Raw genomic sequence first — 20,939 nt, forward strand, 5'->3', positions numbered from 1 at the left:
CGCTGGATCAGCGGGAACTGCAGGTCGGACGGGAGTCGCGGGCCCGGCGGGAGTCGATGTCCGTACGGGACTCTCGGGCCCGGCGGGAGCCGCCGACCGTACAGGACCCTCGGGCCCGGCGGGAGCCGCCGACCGTACAGGACCCTCGGGCCCGGCGGGAGCCGCCGACCGTACGGGAGTCGCGGGACGGGCGGGGACCGTCGGCCGCACGGAAGCGGCAGCCCCAGGGGAGACCGCAGATCCGCCGGTAGCCTCCACCCCGTCGGGGCCGGCAGAAACCACTGGTCCGTCGGCGGCCGCCGGACCTGCGGGGGCCGCAGACCCGGTAGACGCCTCCACCCCTGCGGGGACCGTACGCCCAGCAGAGGTCGTCGGGCGGACCGGAGCGGAGGGTCCGGCGGAGGGCGTCGGGCGGGAGGAGGCGGGAGGACCAGCAGACGCCTCGGCCCCGGCAGGCTGGGAAGCCGTATTCCCAGCAGACGCCGTCGGGCCGACAGGAGCGGCGGGCCCGGCAGAAACCGCAGGCCCGGCAGCGGACGCCGGACGTGCGGGGACCGCAGGCCCGGCAGACACCCCCTCCCCGGCAGCAGCCACAGGACCGGCAGATGCCGTCGGGGCGGTCGGGGCGGTGGGTCCGGTCGGCGCCGCAGGGCTGCCAGGAACCTCCGCCTCCCCGGCAGACGCCCTCGGGGCGACCGGAGCGGAGGGTCTGGCCCGCGTCGCCGGGCCGCCAGGAACCTCCGCCTCCCCGGCAGACGCCCTCGGGGCGACCGGAGCGGAGGGTCCGGCCCGCGTCGCAGGGCCGCCAGGGACCTCCGGCCCGGCAGGGGCCGTAGAGCCGGCAGACGCCCCCTCGCCAGCAGCGGGCGCCGCCCGGTGCTTGGGGGGTAGGCGGTTTTGGAGCGCGAGAGCGATTCCGCTCGCGTCGCGTATTCGGGCCGCGAGTCCTGTTCGGCTCGCGTCGCGTATTCGGGACGTCCGCCGTCTTCGCATCCCCCGCGCTCTTCGGACACGCATGGTTCCACTCTCGGCCGGATCCGCTCCGTCCGCGATGTGTGCTGTGCCACCCGGTGGAACCATCGTCCTGGTCCGCGACGTTTTCCCAGGTGCACGCACGCGTGCCGCTGATCACTGGACGCCTCGCCTGCGTACTGAAGGTTCCGAGAGAGAAGGGCGGCTCCGTGGACGTACTCGACATCCTGCTGTTGCTGGTGATCGCCGCCTATGCGGCCTCCGGCTACCGGCGCGGCCTGGTGGCCGGCTGCGTCTCGCTCGCCGGGTTCGTCGGCGGTGCGGTCGTGGGCGTGTGGGTGCTGCCGTGGATGATGGACCTGGTGGCACCGGGCAGCACGGCCGCGACGGTGACCGCCGTGCTGACCGTGCTGGTCCCGGCCGCGGTGGGGCACGAGCTGGCGGGCCGCCTGGCGCTCAGGCTGCGCCGGGAGCTGGACCAGGGGCCGCTGAGAGTCGCGGACGGAGTCGGCGGGGCCGCCGCCAACTCCGTGGCCGTACTCATCGTGGCCTGGGTCGCCGCAAGCGTGCTCGGCGCGTCCTCGTCCCCGCTGGTCACCACCGCCATCCGGGACTCCGCCCTGCTCGGCGCCGTCCAGGACTCCATGCCGGAGACCACGCCGAACTGGTTCTCCCGGGCCACCTCCGCGCTCACCGAGGCGGGCTTCCCACAGGTCTTCAACCCGTTCGAGAACGAGTCGACGGCCGAGGTCGCGAGGCCCACCGGCGACAGCGTCACGGCCGCCGCCACCAACGCGGCCAAGCTCAGTACCGTCAAGATCGAGGGCGCCTCCGGCACCCAGGGCCGCGAGGGCAGCGGCTTCGTGTACGCCCCGCAGCACGTGATGACCAACGCCCATGTGGTGGCCGGCATCGACGAGCCGAGCGTCCGGGTCGGCGGGGTCGGGCAGCCGTACAGGGCACGGGTGGTGCTGTTCGATCCGAACCGGGACGTGGCCGTGCTGTACGTCCCGGATCTCCGGGCGCCGGTGCTGCGCTTCGAGGACAGCGCCTCGCGGGGCGACTCCGCGGTGGTCGCGGGCTATCCGCAGGACGGTGACCTGAACCTCCAGGCGGCCACGGTGGCGGGCCGGGTGAAGGCGACCGGCCAGAACATCTACAGCGACGCCACCGTGACCCGCGAGATCTACTCGATCCGCTCGACCGTCCGCCCCGGCAACTCCGGCGGCCCGCTGCTGACCGCCTCCGGCAAGGTCTACGGCGTGGTCTTCGCGCGCTCCACCTCCGACGACGAGACGGGCTATGTCCTGACGGTCGACGAGGTCGCAGGCGACGCCGAGAAGGCGGCGGACGCCACGTCACCGGTGGACACGGGCGACCTGGTCACGTCCTGAAGCCGCGGCCTCCCGGATGATCAGGACCACAGTCCCGCATGGCACCCCGGAGGCTCCCGTGTCCGTGTTCTTCCTGATCTCGCTGCTGGTGGCGGGGGTCGCGCTCTGCCTCGTGGTGCGCAGACGCCGTACGACCGCCGCGGCCGACCAGGTCCTCAGAGACGGCGCCCCATGAGCACGTCGTCGACGTACTCCCCCGCCAGCAGGAACTCCTCGGGCAGCACGCCCTCGACCGCGAAGCCCTCGGACTCGTAGAGCTTGCGGGCCGGGGTGTTGTGGCCGAGGACGCGCAGGGTGAGCCGCCGGGCGCCGCGGCGGCGGGCCTCGTCCGTGACCGCGCGGATCAGGGCGCGGCCGACGCCCCGGCCCCGGGCCTCCTCGCTGACGGCCAAGCCCTGGATCTGGCGTACGTGGGCGTTCGCTTCGATCGGGGTCGGGAAACCGAGAAGGACGTATCCCAGGATGCGGCGGTCGGTCTCGGCGACCAGGCAGTCGTCGGGAACATGGTGCTCGCCGAAGAACGGTCGGTAGGGAGGCTGCTGCCGCGGCGTGACCGCGTGCAGGGGCGACCAGGTCGCACGCTCGAGGCGGGCCAGCTCCTCTTCGTCGTCGGGGAGGGCCAGGCGTATGGACAGCTGGGACATGACCGCCACCCTACGGTGGAGGTACCGGAACCAGACATCGCTCTTACGCACCCACCAGGCAGGATGAGTTCATGCAACTTTCAAGAATCGCGGTGGCCGGCGCGTCCGGACTGATCGGCTCGGCCCTGACGCGGTCCCTGACCGCGGACGGGCACGAGGTGGTGCGGCTGGTGCGCCGGGAGCCCCGAAAGGAGACAGAGGTCCGGTGGGACCCCGAGGCCGGGCGGGTCGACACGGCCGGGCTCGCCGGGTGCGACGCCGTGGTCAACCTCGCCGGGGCGGGCGTCGGTTCGCGCCGCTGGACGGACGCGTACAAGAAGCGGATCCACGACAGCCGGGTCAACGGCACCACCGCCCTCGCCAAGGCCGTCGCCTCCCTGGACAAGCCGCCCCGGGTCTTCGTGAACGGCAGCGCGATGGGGTACTACGGCGAGACCGGCGACCGGATCGTCGACGAGAACTCCCCCGCGGGACAGGGCTTCCTGCCCGAGCTGTGCGTGGAGTGGGAGGGCGCGGCCGCGCCCGCTCAACAGGCCGGCGTACGGACCGCGTTCACCCGCACCGGGCTCGTGGTGGGCCGCGGGGGCGGGGCCTGGGGCAAGCTGTTCCCGCTGTTCCGGGCGGGGCTCGGCGGGCGGATGGGCGACGGGCGGCAGTACTGGTCGTTCATCGCGCTGCACGACGAGGTGGCCGCGATCCGCCATCTCCTGGCGACCGACGGCCTGTCCGGGCCCTTCAACCTCACCGCCCCGGAGCCCCTGACGAACCGTGAGATCACCGAGGCCATGGGCCGCGTGCTGCACCGGCCGACCCTCTTCACGGTCCCCGCGCCGGTACTGCGGGCCGTGCTCGGCGAGATGGCCGGGGATGTGCTGGGCAGCGCCCGGGTGCGGCCGACGCGACTGCTGGAGTCGGGGTTCACGTTCGCGTTCCCGGACATCGAGGGGGCGATCCGGGCGGCGTGAGGGTTCACATGGCCGTCTGTGACGACATGCGACCGGTGTGCGACCGTGCCCTGCTGATGCGCGACTGTTCCTGACCGGTCACCGCCCTACCCTCGACCCGAACTCGGGTATCCCCGGAGCCTGTTGGGGGCATGACGTCTCCACCGGCCGCGCAACCTCGAGGAGGGGCACGTGCTTGAGCCCGCGTACCAGGCGGACGTCGTGATCGTGGGAGCCGGGGTCGCCGGACTCTCCGCGGCGCATCGGCTGACCAGCCAAGGAGTGACCGTCGCGGTGTTGGAGGCCGCCCCCTGTGTGGGCGGCCGGATGTCGACCGAGAAGGTCGACGGCTTCCGGCTCGACCGGATCGGACAGCTGCTGTCCACGGCGTATCCCGAACTACGGCTCGCGCCCGGGCTCGACGGGCTCGTGCTGCGGCCCTTCGCGCCGGGCGTCCTGCTGCACGGCGACGGACGCCACCACCGCGTGGACGCTCCGGCGGGCGCCCGGAGCGCAAGGGGCGCACTCCATGCGGTGCGCGCCCTGGCGAGCGCCCCTCGGGGGATGCCGGGGCCGAGGCTGGTGGCCGCATCCCGAAGGGTCACATCCCGGAGGACCGCATCCCGGAGGACCGCATCCCAGAGGGCCACGTTCCGGGTGCTGCCCGGTGCCGGTCAGGGGACCGTGTCCAGGGCCGCCCGCGCCGCCGCGCCGCTCGGCGGTGCCGTCGACCAGGCCCGGCTCGGTGCCGCGCTCACCCGGTTCTCCACCGTGCCCGTCGAACGCCTCCTCGCCCGTCCGGAGTTGCCCGCCGGGCAGTCGCTCGCGGCCCGGGGGCTGCCCGCGCGCACGGTCGACGGCTTCCTGCGTCCCCTGCTCGCCGCGCTGTTGTGCGACCCCGCGCTGACGACGTCCAGCCGATGCGCCGACCTCGCGCTGCGGGCCTTCGCGGGTGGGCGGCTGTGCGTGCCCGAGGGCGGCGCGGAGGCGCTTCCGGAGCTGCTCGCGCAGACGCTGCCGGCGGGGACCGTGCACACAGGGGTGCGGGTCACGTCCGTCGCGACGACGTCGGTGACCACGGCCGAGCACGGCGAGATCCGGTGCCGGGCGGTGCTGCTGGCGACGGACGCGCGGGCCGCGGCCGAGCTGCTGCCGGGGTTGCGGGTACCGGACTTCCACCCGGTGACGGTCGTCCACCACACGACGGACGAACCGCCCCGCACGGGCCCCGCGCTGCTGCTCGACGCCGACCGGGGCGGCCCGGTGGCCCACACGGCGGTAATCAGCGAGGTCGACCCGAGCCGGGCCCCTTCCGGCCGGGCCCTGATCTCCTCGACGGTCCTGGGCACCCCTCCTCCGGACCTGGAGACGGCCGTACGCACCCACCTGGCCCGCCTGTACGGCACGCCGACCCAGCGCTGGGAGACCCTCGCGGTCCACCACACGCGGGAGGCGGTCCCGGCCATGCCCGCCCCCCACGACCTGCGCCGCCCGGTACGCCTGCTGACCGGCCTGTACGTCTGCGGCGACCACCGGGACACCAACACGGTCCAGGGCGCACTCCACTCGGCGCACAGGGCGACAACGGCCATCCTGAAAGACCTGGGGGCGGCGGGTTCAATGCACCGAGCAGACCCGACTCCCACAGCTCAGGCAGCGTGAGGATCACCCGCGCCCGAAGGGGCGCGGGGAACTGCGCGACCAGCCACGACGCAGTCGCACACGCCATACTCGGGTGCGGAGTTACGGCGAGGCGGCGCTACCCCAGCGCAGCGACCTTGTCGCGATAACTACGAACCGGCGCAGCATCCTTATACGGCTCCAACCGCCGCTCGAAGTCCCGCACATACTCCACCGCCCGAACCGACCGCATCTCCGCCGCCTGCCCGGCCGCCTCCGCAGCCAACGCGCACGCCTGGTCCAATTCCCCCAGCCCCAGCCTCGCGGAAGCCAGCACCACCCGGCAGAACAACCGACTCCGCGCATACGCCGGCGCCCTCAACTGAAGCGAGCGCTCAGCGTGTTGCGCCGCCGCCCGGAACTGCTGCAGATCCCGGTGGCAGTGCCCGAACTCGTCCGCCAGCTGCGCCTCGTCGAAGAACCGTGCCCAGTGCGGGACCTCGTCACCGGGACGGGCCGCCTCCAGGGCCCGTTCCGCGCGGACCAGTGAGGCCGTGCACGCCCGCACCTCTCCGAGCACCCCGTGCCCCCGCGCCTCGGCCGAGTGCAGCAGTGCCTGTACGACCGGCGGTGCCGTCGTCCCGACGCCCTGCTGGGCCACTCGCGCGAGCTGGATCGCCTCCCGTCCGTGCCCCAGATACACGGCTTGACGGCTCATGGTGACCAGCACATACGCCCCGTACGCCCGGTCCCCCGCCGCCTGCGCGAGCCGCAGCGCCTGCACGAAGTACCGCTGGGCGAGACCGTGCGCCGCGATGTCGTACGACGTCCAGCCCGCGAGCCGGGTCAGGTCCGCCGCCGCGGCGAACAGCCTGCGGCCCGTCGTCTCGCCGTAGGTGCCGCGCAGCATCGGCTCGCACTCGTGCTCCAGATAGCGCACCAGGGCCTGCCGGGCGTGGCCGCCGCCGTACTGGTCGTCGAGGGTGCGGAAGAGCTCGCCGACCGAACCGAGTGCGGCGATGTCACCCCCGGTGACCTTCTGACCGGGCGCGCGCTCGCCCTGGCCGCGCTGCCGTGGCACCGCCGGGCGCCCCTGGGGAGGGACCCGGACCGGCTCGCCGCGGGCGACCCTGTCGTCGGGGCGGCCGATCAGCCAGTCACGGCTCGGCACGACCAGTCCGGCGGGGGTGAAGGCGATCTTGCGCAGTTCGGCGTGGCTGCCGGAGTCCTTGCGCCACAGCCCGCTGACGATGTCGACGGCCTCCTCGGGACCCGAGGCGAACTCCAGGCCGGCGTAGACGGGCGCGCAGGCGTCGAGGCCCAGGTCCTGCGCGGAGAGCCGGCGGCCGAGACGCCGGGTGAAGACCTCGGCGATGAGGGCGGGCGTGGTGCCCCGGGGCTGTTGCCCGCGCAGCCACCGGGTCACGGACGTCTTGTCGTATCTGAGATCCAGCCCGTGTTCGAGACCGAGCTGGTCCACGCGTCGGGCGAGACCCGCGTTGGAGAACCCCGCTTCTGCGATGAGCGCGGCGAGCTGTCGGTTGGGAGTGCGCTGCGCGGGTCGTTCCGTCATCTGCGGTGCGGTCTCCTGCCTTTCGGGCCGTCACGTGGTCACGTGGTGCCCGGATTGCCTGTGAGCAGCCCTTATGGCCTGTGCGAACGGCGAATGTAGCGGAGAGTGAGCAGACGATCGCACACTTCGACGTTCGTTCATCCGATCGTGTGAGGATTGTCCCCGGAGCTGACGCCCGCGGGCCGGACGTACAGTGGCGTGGGCACCCTTCGTGCCTTACGACTTTCTGGGGAGGCGCTTGCCGTGAGTGGGTTGCGGTTCGTCCGTATGGGCTTCGGTGCGGACGCGGTCGAGTACCAGGAGGCGTGGGACGAACAGCGCCGGGTGCACGCGGCGCGGTTCGAGGACGAGATCCCCGACACCGTCCTGTTGCTCGAACACCCCCCTGTGTATACGGCGGGCCGGCGCACCGCTGACAGCGAGCGCCCCCTCGACGGCACCCCCGTCATCGACGTGGACCGCGGCGGCAAGATCACCTGGCACGGTCCGGGCCAGCTGGTGGGCTACCCGATCCAGAAGCTCCCGCGTCCGGTGGACGTGGTGGCGCACGTACGGCGCCTGGAGGAGGCCCTGATCCGCACGTGCGCGGAGTTCGGCCTGGAGACCAGCCGCGTCGAGGGCCGCAGCGGCGTATGGGTGCTCGGTGACCCGGTCGAGACGCGTCCGGCGCTCGGCGGGCTCTCCCTGGACTTCGATCCCCGGCTCACGGACGAGGAGTTCGACCCGCGCATGAACGGCCCGGAGTACGCCCCGTCCAACGCCGGGCAGCGCCGCGAGGACCGCAAGATCGCGGCGATCGGCATCCGGGTCGCCAAGGGCGTGACCATGCACGGCTTCGCGCTGAACGTGAACCCGGACAACAAGTGGTTCGACCGGATCATCCCGTGCGGTATCCGTGACGCGGGCGTCGCCTCCCTCGCGGGCGAGCTCGGCCGGGACGTGACCATCGACGAGGTCCTGCCGGTCGTCGAGCGGCATCTGAAGGACGTACTCGAGAACGCGGAGCTGAAGCCGAGAGTGATCGAGAAGACACCGGCAGCCTGAACACCGCCTCGGGCTTTCAAATCCACGGGCGTACCCTTGAGCACGCCGAAGAATCAACGCTAGGGAGCCGGTCGTGTCCGCAGTCGCACCCGACGGACGCAAGATGCTGCGCCTGGAGGTCCGCAACGCCCAGACCCCCATCGAGCGCAAGCCCGAGTGGATCAAGACCCGGGCGAAAATGGGTCCCGAGTACACCGCGATGCAGAAGCTCGTGAAGAGCGAGGGCCTGCACACGGTCTGCCAGGAAGCCGGCTGTCCCAACATCTACGAGTGCTGGGAGGACCGTGAGGCGACCTTCCTCATCGGCGGCGACCAGTGCACCCGGCGTTGCGACTTCTGCCAGATCGACACCGGCAAGCCCGAGGCGCTGGACCGTGACGAGCCGCGCCGCGTCGGCGAGTCCGTGGTCACCATGGACCTGAACTACGCCACCATCACCGGCGTCGCCCGCGACGACCTGGAGGACGGCGGCGCGTGGCTGTACGCCGAGACGGTCCGGCAGATCCACGAGCAGACCGCGGGCCGTGAGGCCGGGCGCACCAAGGTCGAGCTGCTGGCCCCGGACTTCAACGCCGTGCCGGAGCTGCTCCAGCAGGTCTTCGAGTCCCGTCCGGAGGTCTTCGCGCACAACGTCGAGACGGTCCCCCGGATCTTCAAGCGCATCCGCCCCGGCTTCCGCTACGAGCGCTCCCTGAAGGTCATCACCGAGGCCCGCGACTTCGGCCTGGTGACCAAGTCCAACCTGATCCTCGGCATGGGCGAGACCCGCGAGGAGGTCAGCGAGGCGCTCCGGCAGCTGCACGACGCCGGCTGCGAGCTCGTCACCATCACCCAGTACCTGCGCCCGTCGGTGCGCCACCACCCCGTGGAACGCTGGGTCAAGCCGCAGGAGTTCGTGGAGCTGAAGGACGAGGCCGAGCAGATCGGCTTCTCCGGTGTGATGTCCGGACCCCTCGTCCGGTCCTCCTACCGGGCGGGCCGGCTCTACCAGATGGCGGTCGAGAAGCGCGGTTCCTACGTCGCTTCGCAGGCCGTCTGAGCACTGCCTGAGCATCTCCGGATGGCACGGAGTGCCACTCCAAACGTGTGAATCCGAGCACAAGCAACTACCGCTCGGTAGCGGCCGATTGACGCGGTCCCGGACATCCCCGCAGATAGGGGGGTCATCGGGGCCGCGTCCGTGTTTTCGGGCGGCACATCCAGGCTTCATGGGTGTTTGACCGGTCGGTCACGCCCTGGTAACACCATTCAGTGACCCTGGCTGTACAGCCCGTGCACCACTCACCAGAGCCGTCACTCCCGAGGGGGACCCCCATCATGCAGGCCGCGCCGGTTCGCGCCACCGCCATCCCGTCGTTCACCGATGCACTCCGTGCCGTCGAGTCCGTGCTCATGAGCAGCGGTCAGCGGACCGCTCGCCGCAACGCCTGGACGTCCGTCCTGGAGGACCGCCGCCGCGCCAAGGACAGGGTCGAGGCGCAGCGTGTCCTGGAGCAGACGCTCAGCGAGACGGTCACCGCCCGCTCCTGAATCGTCCCCTTCGACGGTGGACACTGCCGTCGTCGGCGCCTGCGGGGCCACGTAGACTTCGGGGCATGGCGAGAAGTGACAGTGCGGCGGATGCCGCGAACCCCGGGCGACTGAAGCAGATCGCCCAGACGTACAAGATGACCCGCAGGGCCGACAAGAAGATCGGCCTGGTACTCGCGGGTGTCTTCATCCTCATCCTCGGTGTCTTTCTCGCGATCGGTTTCCTGATCGGGCATCCGGTCTACCTCGGCATCCTGGGCTTCCTGCTCGCCTTCCTCGGGACGGCGATCATCTTCGGACGCCGGGCCGAGCGGGCCGCGTTCGGGCAGATGGAGGGGCAGCCGGGCGCCGCGGCGGCCGTGCTGGACAACATCGGCCGGGGCTGGACGACGACCCCCGCAGTGGCGATGAACCGCAGTCAGGACGTGGTGCACCGGGCCGTCGGCAAGGCCGGCATCGTCCTGGTCGCCGAGGGCAACCCGAACCGGGTCAAGGGCCTGCTGGCCGCCGAGAAGAAGAAGATGAACCGTATCGTCGCGGACGTGCCGGTGCACGACATCCTCGTCGGCACGGGCGAGGGCCAGGTCCCGCTCAAGAAGGTGCGGACCACCATGCTCAAGCTGCCGCGCGTGCTGACCGGCCCCCAGGTGACCGCCACGAACGACCGCTTGCGGGCGCTGGGCGACCTGATGAGCAACATGCCGTTGCCGAAGGGCCCCATGCCCAAGGGCATGAAACTCCCGAAGGGTGGGCCCAAGGCCCGCTGAATCCTCTCGTACGACGATGGGGGCGCCCGGTGTCACACCGGGCGCCCCCATCGTCGTAGCGGATTGTCGTAGCGGATCAGCCTCGTCAGATACGTACTTCCACGGTCTTCGCCAGCCGGTCGTGCAGGCCCCTGCCGTCGCGGTCCCAGATCAGGGCCGGGAGGGCGAGGCAGAGCAGGACCGTGCGCAGGAGGGCGCGCGCCGGGTGCACGCGGCCGGTGTCGAGGGCTATCACCCGCAGGCCGAAGAGGCGCTTGCCGGGGGTGAAGCCGATGGTGCCGACGGTGAGGACGCCCATCACGAAGAAGACCAGCAGCGACCAGTTCGAGGTCGACGGGTCGCCGTAGCTCTGAGTGATCAACCGGGATGCAATCAGGACGCTCATCGCCCAGTCCACGGCGAGTGCGCCCAGCCGCCGTCCGGGGCGGGCGATCGAGCCCGGTCCCTCCTCCGGCAGGCCGAGCTGCTGTCCGCGGTATCCGAAGTCGACACCGGCATCCTCGGCGGCCGCGCGGGGCCCCGAGAGCCACGATCCGATTGCATCCCTCTTGTCCACGGGTCCACCGTACTGCCGGCGTTTCGGGATACGGACAGGTGGGGCGGGACCCACGATGTCCGGTTAACTTGTGCGAAACAAATGGGTCACGCCCGAGAAACCACCCGTCCCTAGGGTCGTGGACAGCGTGTGCCACCGCACTGGCCGCACGAACGAACTACCACCCCGGTCCAGGAACGGTCGGGAGTAGGAGGAGCTGGATGTTCCAGAACGCCGACGAGGCCAAGAAGTTCATCGCGGACGAGGACGTCAAGTTCGTCGACGTCCGCTTCTGCGACCTGCCGGGCGTCATGCAGCACTTCACGCTGCCCGTCGAGGCGTTCGACCCGGACGAGGAGCTCGCGTTCGACGGCTCGTCGATCCGTGGCTTCCAGGCCATCCACGAGTCCGACATGGCGCTGCGCGCGGACCTGTCGACCGCCCGGGTCGACTCCTTCCGCCGCGACAAGACGCTGAACATCAACTTCTTCATCCACGACCCGATCACCGGCGAGCAGTACAGCCGTGACCCGCGGAACGTGGCGAAGAAGGCCGAGGCCTACCTCGCGTCGACCGGCATCGCCGACACGGCCTACTTCGGCCCCGAGGCGGAGTTCTACGTCTTCGACAGCGTGCGTTTCGCCACCTCGTCGAACGAGTCCTTCTACCACATCGACTCCGAGGCGGGCGCCTGGAACACCGGTGCGCTGGAGGACAACCGCGGTTACAAGGTCCGCTACAAGGGCGGCTACTTCCCGGTCCCGCCGGTCGACCACTTCGCCGACCTGCGTGCCGAGATCTCCCTGGAGCTGGCCAAGTCCGGCCTCCAGGTCGAGCGCCAGCACCACGAGGTGGGCACCGCCGGCCAGGCCGAGATCAACTACAAGTTCAACACGCTGCTCGCCGCGGCCGACGACCTCCAGCTCTTCAAGTACATCGTGAAGAACGTCGCCTGGCGCAACGGCAAGACCGCGACCTTCATGCCGAAGCCGATCTTCGGTGACAACGGCTCGGGCATGCACGTCCACCAGTCGCTGTGGACGGGCGGCCAGCCCCTCTTCTACGACGAGGCCGGTTACGCAGGCCTGTCGGACACCGCCCGCTACTACATCGGCGGCATCCTCAAGCACGCCCCGTCGCTGCTGGCCTTCACCAACCCGACGGTGAACTCCTACCACCGCCTGGTCCCGGGCTTCGAGGCGCCGATCAACCTGGTGTACTCGCAGCGCAACCGCTCCGCGGCCATGCGTATCCCGATCACGGGCTCCAACCCGAAGGCCAAGCGCGTCGAGTTCCGCGCGCCCGACTCCTCCGGCAACCCGTACCTGGCGTTCTCGGCGCTGCTGCTCGCGGGCCTCGACGGCATCAAGAACAAGATCGAGCCGGCCGAGCCGATCGACAAGGACCTGTACGAGCTGGCTCCCGAGGAGCACGCGAATGTCGCCCAGGTCCCGACCTCCCTCCCGGCCGTCCTCGACCGCCTCGAGGCCGACCACGAGTTCCTCCTCCAGGGCGACGTCTTCACGCCGGACCTGATCGAGACGTGGATCGACTTCAAGCGGACGAACGAGATCGCCCCGCTCCAGCTGCGCCCGCACCCGCACGAGTTCGAGCTGTACTTCGACGTGTGATCGACCTGGTCGACGCGTAGTCCGTACGGCGGCGCCCCCGTTCCGGTTTCTCGGGACGGGGGCGCCGTCGTATTCTTGTACGACTGTTCGAGAGCGTGACGGGGGCTACGGAGATGTCCGAACAGGACGACAGCGAGCGGGAGTTCGACATCAAGTGGGCCGACGGGGCCGAGCTCAAGGAGCCCTCTGCGCGGGCCCGGATGCTCGCCGCCCGCTGGAAGGAGAACCCGCCGAAGCCACAGCCGTTCCGTGCCGACCCGGAGCCGAGGGCACCACGCCGCTCGTCCTGGAGGTCGACGGCCATCGTCCTCGGGACCGTGGCAGTGATCATTCTGGTGCTGGGGTATGCGGACTTCCGTCCGTTCTAGCGCGCTGAGCAGGTAAGGGACGGACGTGCGGGACAGCATCTGGAACGGGGCGCAGGCGGCGGTACGCCTCGCGAAGGGGGCCGTACTCAGGGAGGCCATGTTCGACGTGGCCGACCCCGCTGTCTGGATCGCGCTGGACGAGGCGGTGCGGCACAGTGTCCGCTCCTCGGCCGACGGCACCTGGCTGCCGGCCTGGCAGCGGACCGAACAGGGGTGGACGCTGACCGACGGCCAGCTCGCGCTCGGCCTGTGCCAACGGGACGGGAGGGTCCGCGAGTGGGCGCTGGGGGAGGTCGCGGGGCGACCGGAATTGTTGCCCTTGGTCGTGATCCGGTGCGCGGACTGGGCCGAACCGGTGCGGGACCGGGCCCGGACGCGGTGGGCCGAGGCGGTCACCGTGGAGACCGCGGTCGCGCTGGTCCCGCTCGCCCTGCGGATCGGCATCCGGCACCGGGGTGACTTCGCCCTCGGCCTGATCGACAAGGTGCTGCGCTCGGCGGACCGCGAGGCGCTGCTTCCGCTCCTCACCCATGCCGACCGCACCGTGCGCCGCTTCGCCCACCGGCTCGCCGTCGAGGAGGGCTTCCTCTCCCCCGCCGAGCTGGCCCGCAGCGCCGCCCGGGACGAGGACACGGTCGTCCAGGGCCTCTGCGCGGAGGCCGCCCTGGCCGCCGTGGCGGAGGGCGACGCGGACGACGACGTACTCGAACCGCTGCTCGCCGCCCGCAATCCGCGGGCGCGGTCGGCCGGGGTGACCGCGTTGCGGCGGGCCGGGCGCGGGGAGCGGGCGGTCGGGTTCCTCGGTGACCGGGCCGCGGTGGTGCGGGCCTGTGCGCGGTATGTCGTACGGCAGTCCGGGGGCGAGCCGGTGGAGTGGTACCGGCGGCGGTGTGCGGAGGCCGGCGATGCCGCGCTGTCGGCGGGCGTGGTGAGCGGGCTCGCGGAGTGCGGGGACCGGCGTGACGCCGAAACGCTGTGGGCGTTCACCTCGTATCCGGATCCGGTGGTCAGGGCGCGCGCCGTGGGCGGGCTGCGGGCGCTGGACGTGCTGGACGTACGGCGGCTGCGGGCGCTGCTCGACGATCCCGCGCCCGGTGTGGTGCGGGAGGCGACCCTGGCGCTGGTGCCGTCCGCGCGGATGCTGGACGACGGGTGGCTGCTGGAGCGGCTGACCGTGGAGCGGGCCCGGGAGACGCGGGTCTCCGCGTTCCGGCTGCTCAACGCGTACGGCGGGCTGGTACGGCTGCGGGCCGCCGTCGCGCTGGTCGACGATCCGGACGACAAGCTGCGGCAGTGGGCCCGGCAGTCCGTGCTGCGCTGGCAGCCGACGGCGGAGGTGCCCCGCGGGTCGGCGGAGGTGGGTGAGCTGCTGGAGCGGGCAGGTCTGTTCGACGCGTACGGGTTGAAGCGACTCAAGTGGGAGGCCGGTCTCAAAGCCTGAGCCTTTGCCGGCCCCAGGGCTGATCGCGACCTCTTCATGGGCCGGGCCGGGTGCACACTGGACGATGGGACGAGTGCCTGACTGCGGGGTGGTGCAGATGCGGAGTCGTTTCCGGAGCGACCGGCGGCTGACCGTGCGGATGACGGTCACGATGTTCCTGCTCGGACTGCTGTACGTGGCCTTCTTCGCCGCGTTGATCGTGTTGCTGAAGTCCTGGCTGCTTGTCGTGGCCCTGATCGCCGTGATGTTCGTGGCGCAGTTCTGGTTCTCCGACAAGATCGCGATGTTCGCGATGCGTGGGAAGGTCGTGGGGCGCGAGGAGTATCCCGAGCTGCATGCGGTGGTCGACCGGCTGTGTGCCATCGCGGACATGCCCAAGCCCGTGATCGCGGTGTCCACGATGGACATGCCCAACGCGTTCGCCACCGGCCGGAACCCGGACAACGCCGTGGTGTGTGTGACCACGGGGTTGCTGCGGCGGCTGGACCCAGCCGAGCTGGAGGGTGTGCTCGCGCACGAGCTGTCGCACGTGGCGCACAAGGACGTCGCCGTGATCACCATCGCCTCGTTCCTGGGCGTGATCGCCGGGCTGATCGTGCGGTTCGCCTTCTACAGCCAGCTGTTCGGCGGGCGGAAGGACCAGAACACGGCCGTGATCTTCGCCGCCGTGATGGGTGTCTCGGCGGCCGTGTACGCGCTCAGCTTCCTGCTGATCAGGGCGCTGTCCCGGTACCGGGAGCTGGCGGCGGACCGGGCCGCGGCCCTTCTCACCGGCCGGCCCTCGGCACTCGCCTCCGCGCTCACCAAGGTCTCCGGCGAGCTCGCCCGTATCCCCACCAAGGACCTGCGCACCGCACAGGCCTTCAACGCCTTCTACTTCACCCCCGCCACCGGCAAGGAGCCCGGCATCGAGCGGATCTTCTCGACCCACCCGTCCCTGGAACAGCGGCTGGAGCAACTGGGCAGGATCTCGACGGAGTTGGGTGAGGCGGCGACGCCCGGGAAAGGTGAGGCGGGCTGAGGATGGGGCTGCTGGACATCCTGCTCGGGCGCACGAAGCCCGTCGCGCCCGATCTCGACCAGCTCTTCGCGCTGCCGTCGGCGGCCGTCACGCTGGAGGCGGCCGCCTCCTTCACGCCGACCGGACGCGGGGCGGTGTGCTTCGCCACGGTCGAGGGGGCGGCCTTCGAGCAGACGCACCGGGAGGTCCAGGCCCTGCTGGACGCGGACGCCGACCGGGACGGCCCGCCGGTGGAACTGCGGCGGGACGACTTCGGGTACTCCTGGCTGGTCTCCGAGCGGACCCCGGACCAGCTGCCGCAGCTGGTCAACGACCTGCACGCGGTGAACAGTTCGATGGAGGTCAACGGCTTCGGGCCGCAACTGCTGTGCTCGCTCGCCGGGTTCCAGGACACCGAGGGCCGCTCCCTCGCGCTGGTGTACCTCTACAAGCGCGGCAGCTTCTACCCGTTCGCGCCGCTCCCCGGCGAGGGACAGCGGCGCGACAACCCGCTGGAGCTGCGGGTGAAGGCCGCGCTCACGAACGATCTGCGGATCGAACAGGACCTGAACCGCTGGTTCCCCCTGTGGGGCGCCCCCGGCCTCTGAGGCCCCGGCCCTAGCCCTTTCTCTCGCGCGCCTGCCGACGGGACTCCAGGGGGTGCTCGCGGCGGTAACGGCGGTCCCACCTGGCCTGCTTGTCACGGCGGTCGCGGTACGCCCGGTAACTGCCGGGCGTAGCCCCCGAAGCGCCGCCGGACGAGCCGCCCGGCGAGGACGCCGAGGTACCGCCCCGGCCGTACTGCATGTACACGAAGAGCAGGGCGACGGCGACAAGCCACCAGATGTGGTTCCCGAAGCCCAGGATGACCAGGACGACGGTCCCGGAAATGACGATGGTGCCCATGACGGGCCTCCGTGTGCGTGGGTGTGGTGTAGAAGAGTAGCCCCGGAGGGGCGGGGTGATGCCTGCCCTGCGCGAAGCTCTTTCCCCGCACTCTGGAGTTGACGGCATGCCCGGGTCCTTCACACAGGAACACGCCGGTGAGCGCCTACGTGGCGTCTACGGCGGCAGCGTAGACAGTGGCCCCACCACTGTCACCGCCGTACTGCTGCACGGGGCCGGCCACGGCAGCAAGGAGCGACTCCTGCCGCTGCTCGACGAGTTCGTGGCGCACGGCTGCCGCGCGCTCGCCTTCGACTTCTCGGGGCACGGCGAAAGCTCGGGTGAACTCGCCGAGTTGAGTCTGCGCCGCCGGTTCGAGCAGGCGGTCGCCGTGATCGACGCACACGCCCCGGCGGACGGGCCGCTGGTTCTGGTCGGGTTCAGCATGAGTGGCCAGACGGTGGCGGACCTCGTCCGGTACTACGGCGAGCGGGTGGTGGCGCTGGGGCTGTGCGCGCCCGCCGTGTACGCGGCCGAGGCCTGGGACGTGCCGTTCGGGAACGGTGACGGGCGGTTCAGCGGGATCATCCGGCGGCCGGACAGCTGGCGGCGGTCTCCGGCGCTTGAGGTGCTGCGGGCGTTCGAGGGACGGGCGGTGCTCGCCGTGCCGGGCACGGACGCGGTGATCCCGCCGGAGGTGACCGAGGCCGTGCAGGAGGCGCTGGCCTTCCGGTCCCAGTTCACGCGCCTCGAACTGCCGGAGGCCGACCACCAGTTGGGCCGGTGGTTGCGCGACCACGCGGACGGGCGCCGGGAGTTGGTGACCTCGCTGCTGACCGGGCTCGGCGACCGGGGCTGGACGGCGACCCGGGGCTGGGTGGCCAAGCAGCTCCCCGAGGGCCGGTCGGTCGTCGACTCGGGCTTTCTGTCGGGAGGTTGGAGCTCACAGATGCGGCGGCTCACACTCGACGACGACACCGAGCTGGTCCTGCGGTCGTTCGTGAAGCCGTTCTTCCGGCATCACGCCCCCGGTCTGCTGGGCCGCGAGGCCTCGGTCCTGGCACTGCTCGCCGACGCCGACGGTGTTCCGGCCCCCGAGCCCGTCGCCGTCGACGCGACCGGCGAACACTGCGACCATCCCTCGCTGTTGATGTCCCGGCTGCCGGGGCGGGTCCGCGTCGACGAAGAGGACCTCGAACGGCGCTTGGACCTGCTGGCGGCCCAACTCGTACGGATCCACCGGGTCGTTCCCGACGAGCGTCCGCGCACCTACCAGGCGTGGACCCGGCCGGAGAAGGTCCAGGGGGTGCGGGGCCCGCTGTGGGAGCGGGCCGTGGACGTGATCCGCCAGGACCCGCCGCCGTACGAAGGATGCTTCCTGCATCGGGACTTCCACCCCGGGAACGTGCTGTTCACCGGGGCCGGCGCCGACCTCAGGATCAGCGGGGTGGTCGACTGGGTCGAGACATCCTGGGGCCCCGCCGACCTGGACATCGCACACTGCTCGACAGCCCTCGCCCTGCTTCACGGCCCCGAGCACGGCCTCGCCTTCCGGCAGCGGTACGAGGCGCACGGCGGGCACCGGCTCGCCGACGGGCCGGACCACTTGTACTGGCGGCTCCTCGACGCGCTCGCCTACTGCCCCGACGCGGCGAAGCTCGCCGGACCGTGGCGTGAACTCGGGCGGACCGAGCTGACGCCGCGGGTGCTGGGCGGGCGGCTGGAGGCGTATGTGCGGGGCTTGGTGGAGCTGTACGGATGAGCGGGCGGGTCACTCGCCCGGGGCCGCCGTGACGACGCCTGCCGCGATGGCGGCGGACAGGGCCGCGTGGTCGTTCGTGGTCCGGTCGGCGTAGGTGAGCGCGAAGTCGGCGACCGACTGGTCGAAGGTGTCGGCGGTGCCCAGGTACGCGGCGATGGCCATGCGGTCGCCGGAGCGGGCGTGGGCGCGGGCCAGGGTGGTGCCGCACAGGCGGGCGTAGGCCCTGAGGTCGGCCGGGGTCATGCCGGCGACGTCCGCGGAGCCCTTCATGTCCCGCAGCCGGCGCCAGTAGAAGGCGCGCCCCTGCGGACCGCTCATCCAGCCCAGGAAGATGTCGCTCGCCGCCTGGAGCAGCCGCTGGCCCACGACGACACGGCGGCCGGGATGGACGTACGGGCCATGGGGCAGATGTTCCTCCAGTACGGATTCCCGCGCCTCCTTGATCTGCAGGAACAGCGGGTCGTCGACGTCCCGCCCCTCCAGCAGCACGAGGAAGCAGCGCACGCCGACGCTCCCGACGCCGACGACCTTGCGGGCCGCGTCGACGAAGCGGTAGCGCTCCAGGAGCAGCCGGCGTTCCTCGGAGAGCGTGGAGCGGTAGTCGCTGAAGGTCTTGCGCAGGCCGGCCATGTCGGACGCGCCGGCCGGTTCGAGGAGCGGCGGGTCGTGGACGATGCGGCGGCGGCCGTCGACGACCTCCGTCAGCTTGCCGAGGGCCTGGATGCTGGTGCGGCGGCGGGCCCGGGTGAGGCTGGCCTCCCCGTGCCGGCGCTGACGGGCGGAACGCACGAGCGGCAGCAGGCTGTCGGCGTCGGCGCTCGCGCACCAGACCTCCAGCTCACCCATGCGGGCCAGCCGGCGCATGGCCGTGCGGTACGCGGTGACGGCCTCCCCCGCCGCCCGGTGGGCCTTGGCCTCGTCGTGTCCGTTCTCGCGGGCGGCCACGGCGACGCTCGCGGCGAGCCGTTTGACGTCCCACTCGAAGGGGCCGGGGAAGGTCTCGTCGAAGTCCTTGAGGTCGAAGTGGAGGGAACGGGAGCGTTCCGGGGAGGCGTACAGGCCGAAGTTGAGCAGGTGGGCGTCGCCGCAGAGCTGCACGGTGAGGCCGGTGTGGGGCTGGGCGGCGAGATCGGCGGCCATCACGGCGGCCGCGCCGCGCAGGAAGGCGAGCGGGGAGGCCGACATCCTGCCGTACCGGATCGGCAGCAGCTCCGTGAGCCGGTCGCGGCCCTGCCGTTCCAGTACGGCGACGGGGTCGGGGCGGTCGACGGACGGGATCCAGACGGCGTGGGCGGAACGGGGGACGCGTTTTCGGGCGGCTCGGCCGCGCTCCGCTCGGGTGGCGGGGGTGTTCATGGGCCCTGTCTCTGGGTCACGCTCGTCTCCTGGTCGCCGGTGTCCGTCACCTCCTCATCGCAGTGAAGGGCCGGAGGGGAAGGTGCGCATGCGGGGTACGGCGATCGGGTGACGTGTGCATCGGGGGTGCGGTGGGTCGTCGTGCGTCTGCTGCGCCATCGTGGCTGGTCGCGCAGTTCCCCGCGCCCCTTTGGGGCGCGTTGTCAGTGGGCTGGGTCAGGATGGGCCGTATGAGCTTGGATGATGCAGTGCGGTACATCGGCGTGGACGAGCGGCGGGCTCGGCTGGCGTTGCGGCAGCAGCTTGCCGGGGCGGCTCGGGTGGGGAGTCCCGAGGAGGTGGCCGGGGCTCTGGTCGCGCTGCACGGGTCCGACCCCGCGACCGTGTATCTGGCGGTCGGCGCGCGGCTCAGGGATCCCTCGGGGACCGTCGCCGAGACCGAGCGGGCGTTGTACGAGGACCGGTCGTTGGTGCGGATGCACGGGATGCGGCACACCGTGTTCGCGTTCCCGACCGAGCTCACCGCCATCGTGCACGCCTCGACCGGCCTCACGGTCGCCGCGCGGGAACGGGCCCATCTCCTCAAGGACATGGCCAAGGCCGGTGCCCCGGACGCGACCTGGCTGAAGGAGGTCGAGGAGGCGATGCTGGCCGCGCTCGCCCGGCGCGGCGAGGCGACGGCGGCGGAGCTCGCCCAGGACGAGCCGCGGTTGCGGGAGCAGTTCGTGTACGCGGCCGGGAAGAGCTACGAGGGCGTCCATTCCGTCTCGAGCCGCCTGCTGAGGGTGCTCGGCGTGGAGGGCAAGGTGGTTCGCGGCCGGCCGCTCGGCTCCTGGATCTCCACGCAGTTCCGCTGGGCGGTGGCGCCCCCGCATCCCGAACTCGACGTGGCAGAGGCGCAGGCCGCGTTGCTGCGGCGCTGGCTCGGCGTGTGCGGTCCCGCCACCGAGGCCGACCTGAAGTGGTGGACGGGCTGGAAGGTGACCGACGTCCGCCGCGCGCTCACGGCGATCCGCGCGGTCCGGGTGTCCGTCGACGAGGGCCCGGCCTACGTCGTCGAGGGCGACGCCGGCCCGGTCGCGGGACCCGTGGGGCCCTGGGCGGCGTTGCTGCCCGGCCTCGATCCGACGGCGATGGGCTGGCAGCAACGGGACTGGTACCTGGCGCCGTCGCTGCGGCCCGCCCTGTTCGACCGCAGCGGCAATGTGGGACCGACGGTGTGGTGGAACGGGCGGGTGGTGGGGGGTTGGGGACAGCGGCCCGACGGGGAGATCGTCTGGCGGCTGCTGGACACGGAGGGTGTGGGGAGCGAAGCCGAGGCGGCCATCGCGGTGGAGGCGGAGCGGCTGCGGGGGTGGGTGGGGGCGACACGCGTGACACCACGGTTCCGGGTGCCGTTGGAGAGGGAGTTGGCCGGGGCCACCGGCTGACCGGAACGCCGGGCGCCCAAGAGCAGGAGGGCGCCCGGCGCCA

At 71.6% G+C, this 20,939-nt stretch carries 20 protein-coding genes; 15 read left to right on the forward strand and 5 right to left on the reverse strand.

Annotated features, from left to right (window positions below):
• Together ACIBJB_RS01045 and ACIBJB_RS01050 are read left to right on the forward strand one after the other, a co-directional pair.
• Positions 1–251, forward strand: a 251-nt coding sequence (locus ACIBJB_RS01045; protein ID WP_398925183.1) for a hypothetical protein, incomplete at its 5' end; no start/stop codon positions are given.
• Between the two features lie 930 nt (positions 252–1,181).
• On the forward strand, positions 1,182–2,366 hold the full coding sequence (locus ACIBJB_RS01050) for a MarP family serine protease (RefSeq protein WP_398926791.1): 1,185 nt from the start codon (positions 1,182–1,184) through the stop codon (positions 2,364–2,366).
• 155 nt (positions 2,367–2,521) lie between these two features.
• Here ACIBJB_RS01050 and ACIBJB_RS01055 read toward each other — a convergent pair whose 3' ends face one another.
• On the reverse strand, positions 2,522–3,010 hold the full coding sequence (locus tag ACIBJB_RS01055) for a GNAT family N-acetyltransferase (protein ID WP_398925185.1): 489 nt from the start codon (positions 3,008–3,010) through the stop codon (positions 2,522–2,524).
• Positions 3,011–3,081: 71 nt separating this feature from the next.
• On the opposite strand from ACIBJB_RS01055, the gene ACIBJB_RS01060 reads away from it, so the two are divergent.
• Together ACIBJB_RS01060 and ACIBJB_RS01065 are read left to right on the forward strand one after the other, a co-directional pair.
• On the forward strand, positions 3,082–3,975 hold the full coding sequence (locus ACIBJB_RS01060) for a TIGR01777 family oxidoreductase (protein ID WP_398925187.1): 894 nt from the start codon (positions 3,082–3,084) through the stop codon (positions 3,973–3,975).
• A 171-nt stretch (positions 3,976–4,146) separates the two neighbouring features.
• Positions 4,147–5,616, forward strand: coding sequence for an NAD(P)/FAD-dependent oxidoreductase (locus tag ACIBJB_RS01065; protein ID WP_398925189.1), 1,470 nt, complete (start codon positions 4,147–4,149; stop codon positions 5,614–5,616).
• Between the two features lie 97 nt (positions 5,617–5,713).
• On the opposite strand, the gene ACIBJB_RS01070 is transcribed toward ACIBJB_RS01065, so the two are convergent.
• Entirely contained in the window at positions 5,714–7,147 is a 1,434-nt protein-coding gene (locus ACIBJB_RS01070) for a regulator (protein WP_398925191.1), read from the reverse strand.
• Between the two features lie 243 nt (positions 7,148–7,390).
• On the opposite strand from ACIBJB_RS01070, the gene lipB reads away from it, so the two are divergent.
• The 4 genes from lipB to ACIBJB_RS01090 all read left to right on the forward strand — a co-directional run bounded on the left by lipB (position 7,391) and on the right by ACIBJB_RS01090 (position 10,488).
• Complete coding sequence (gene lipB, locus ACIBJB_RS01075) at positions 7,391–8,191, forward strand: lipoyl(octanoyl) transferase LipB (RefSeq protein ID WP_398925193.1); 801 nt, start codon at positions 7,391–7,393, stop codon at positions 8,189–8,191.
• A gap of 73 nt (positions 8,192–8,264) precedes the next feature.
• Positions 8,265–9,230, forward strand: coding sequence for a lipoyl synthase (gene lipA / locus ACIBJB_RS01080; protein WP_057611746.1), 966 nt, complete (start codon positions 8,265–8,267; stop codon positions 9,228–9,230).
• 278 nt (positions 9,231–9,508) lie between these two features.
• Positions 9,509–9,721, forward strand: coding sequence for a hypothetical protein (locus tag ACIBJB_RS01085; protein ID WP_398925195.1), 213 nt, complete (start codon positions 9,509–9,511; stop codon positions 9,719–9,721).
• 65 nt (positions 9,722–9,786) lie between these two features.
• Positions 9,787–10,488: a DUF4191 domain-containing protein gene (locus tag ACIBJB_RS01090; protein WP_398925197.1), complete on the forward strand. Its 702-nt coding sequence runs from the start codon at positions 9,787–9,789 to the stop codon at positions 10,486–10,488.
• A gap of 85 nt (positions 10,489–10,573) precedes the next feature.
• Here ACIBJB_RS01090 and ACIBJB_RS01095 read toward each other — a convergent pair whose 3' ends face one another.
• On the reverse strand, positions 10,574–11,044 hold the full coding sequence (locus ACIBJB_RS01095; RefSeq protein WP_398925199.1) for an RDD family protein: 471 nt from the start codon (positions 11,042–11,044) through the stop codon (positions 10,574–10,576).
• A 200-nt stretch (positions 11,045–11,244) separates the two neighbouring features.
• On the opposite strand from ACIBJB_RS01095, the gene glnA reads away from it, so the two are divergent.
• The 5 genes from glnA (at position 11,245) to ACIBJB_RS01120 (ending at position 16,071) form a co-directional block, all read left to right on the forward strand.
• Positions 11,245–12,654: a type I glutamate--ammonia ligase gene (gene glnA, locus ACIBJB_RS01100; protein ID WP_057611742.1), complete on the forward strand. Its 1,410-nt coding sequence runs from the start codon at positions 11,245–11,247 to the stop codon at positions 12,652–12,654.
• Between the two features lie 113 nt (positions 12,655–12,767).
• Positions 12,768–13,022: a hypothetical protein gene (locus ACIBJB_RS01105; protein WP_398925201.1), complete on the forward strand. Its 255-nt coding sequence runs from the start codon at positions 12,768–12,770 to the stop codon at positions 13,020–13,022.
• Positions 13,023–13,119: 97 nt separating this feature from the next.
• A complete protein-coding gene (locus ACIBJB_RS01110) occupies positions 13,120–14,463 on the forward strand; it encodes a hypothetical protein (protein ID WP_398926793.1) in 1,344 nt (447 codons plus the stop codon).
• A 97-nt stretch (positions 14,464–14,560) separates the two neighbouring features.
• Positions 14,561–15,484 carry a zinc metalloprotease HtpX gene (htpX, locus tag ACIBJB_RS01115; RefSeq protein ID WP_398925203.1) on the forward strand — a complete coding sequence of 308 codons (924 nt, stop codon included), beginning with the start codon at positions 14,561–14,563 and terminating at the stop codon, positions 15,482–15,484.
• A gap of 2 nt (positions 15,485–15,486) precedes the next feature.
• The gene (locus tag ACIBJB_RS01120; protein ID WP_398925205.1) at positions 15,487–16,071 is read left to right on the forward strand and encodes a hypothetical protein; all 585 of its coding nucleotides are present in this window, start codon (positions 15,487–15,489) and stop codon (positions 16,069–16,071) included.
• A 10-nt stretch (positions 16,072–16,081) separates the two neighbouring features.
• Here the strand turns inward: ACIBJB_RS01120 and ACIBJB_RS01125 are convergent, their stop codons facing one another.
• Positions 16,082–16,369, reverse strand: coding sequence for a hypothetical protein (locus ACIBJB_RS01125; protein ID WP_398925207.1), 288 nt, complete (start codon positions 16,367–16,369; stop codon positions 16,082–16,084).
• A gap of 106 nt (positions 16,370–16,475) precedes the next feature.
• On the opposite strand from ACIBJB_RS01125, the gene ACIBJB_RS01130 reads away from it, so the two are divergent.
• Positions 16,476–18,110 carry an alpha/beta fold hydrolase gene (locus ACIBJB_RS01130; protein ID WP_398925209.1) on the forward strand — a complete coding sequence of 545 codons (1,635 nt, stop codon included), beginning with the start codon at positions 16,476–16,478 and terminating at the stop codon, positions 18,108–18,110.
• A 9-nt stretch (positions 18,111–18,119) separates the two neighbouring features.
• On the opposite strand, the gene ACIBJB_RS01135 is transcribed toward ACIBJB_RS01130, so the two are convergent.
• The gene (locus ACIBJB_RS01135) at positions 18,120–19,466 is read right to left on the reverse strand and encodes a DUF2252 domain-containing protein (RefSeq protein WP_398925210.1); all 1,347 of its coding nucleotides are present in this window, start codon (positions 19,464–19,466) and stop codon (positions 18,120–18,122) included.
• Positions 19,467–19,696: 230 nt separating this feature from the next.
• Here ACIBJB_RS01135 and ACIBJB_RS01140 point away from each other — a divergent pair, with 230 nt between their 5' ends.
• Entirely contained in the window at positions 19,697–20,896 is a 1,200-nt protein-coding gene (locus tag ACIBJB_RS01140; RefSeq protein ID WP_398925212.1) for a winged helix DNA-binding domain-containing protein, read from the forward strand.
• The last annotated feature ends 43 nt before the right edge of the window (positions 20,897–20,939 follow it).

The sequence above is a fragment of the Streptomyces sp. NPDC050759 genome, assembly GCF_044456945.1.
Taxonomy (GTDB): domain Bacteria; phylum Actinomycetota; class Actinomycetes; order Streptomycetales; family Streptomycetaceae; genus Streptomyces.

Bases quoted from the DNA above. Each gene is read 5' to 3' on its own strand.
- ACIBJB_RS01055 (WP_398925185.1), bottom strand. From the start codon at position 3,010: ATGTCCCAGCTGTCCATACGCCTGGCCCTCCCCGACGACGAAGAGGAG.
- ACIBJB_RS01060 (WP_398925187.1), top strand. From the start codon at position 3,082: ATGCAACTTTCAAGAATCGCGGTGGCCGGCGCGTCCGGACTGATCGGC.
- ACIBJB_RS01070 (WP_398925191.1), bottom strand. From the start codon at position 7,147: ATGACGGAACGACCCGCGCAGCGCACTCCCAACCGACAGCTCGCCGCG.
- ACIBJB_RS01085 (WP_398925195.1), top strand. From the start codon at position 9,509: ATGCAGGCCGCGCCGGTTCGCGCCACCGCCATCCCGTCGTTCACCGAT.
- ACIBJB_RS01090 (WP_398925197.1), top strand. From the start codon at position 9,787: ATGGCGAGAAGTGACAGTGCGGCGGATGCCGCGAACCCCGGGCGACTG.
- glnA (WP_057611742.1), top strand. From the start codon at position 11,245: ATGTTCCAGAACGCCGACGAGGCCAAGAAGTTCATCGCGGACGAGGAC.
- ACIBJB_RS01105 (WP_398925201.1), top strand. From the start codon at position 12,768: ATGTCCGAACAGGACGACAGCGAGCGGGAGTTCGACATCAAGTGGGCC.
- ACIBJB_RS01110 (WP_398926793.1), top strand. From the start codon at position 13,120: ATGTTCGACGTGGCCGACCCCGCTGTCTGGATCGCGCTGGACGAGGCG.
- htpX (WP_398925203.1), top strand. From the start codon at position 14,561: ATGCGGAGTCGTTTCCGGAGCGACCGGCGGCTGACCGTGCGGATGACG.
- ACIBJB_RS01120 (WP_398925205.1), top strand. From the start codon at position 15,487: ATGGGGCTGCTGGACATCCTGCTCGGGCGCACGAAGCCCGTCGCGCCC.
- ACIBJB_RS01125 (WP_398925207.1), bottom strand. From the start codon at position 16,369: ATGGGCACCATCGTCATTTCCGGGACCGTCGTCCTGGTCATCCTGGGC.
- ACIBJB_RS01130 (WP_398925209.1), top strand. From the start codon at position 16,476: ATGCCCGGGTCCTTCACACAGGAACACGCCGGTGAGCGCCTACGTGGC.
- ACIBJB_RS01135 (WP_398925210.1), bottom strand. From the start codon at position 19,466: ATGAACACCCCCGCCACCCGAGCGGAGCGCGGCCGAGCCGCCCGAAAA.
- ACIBJB_RS01140 (WP_398925212.1), top strand. From the start codon at position 19,697: ATGAGCTTGGATGATGCAGTGCGGTACATCGGCGTGGACGAGCGGCGG.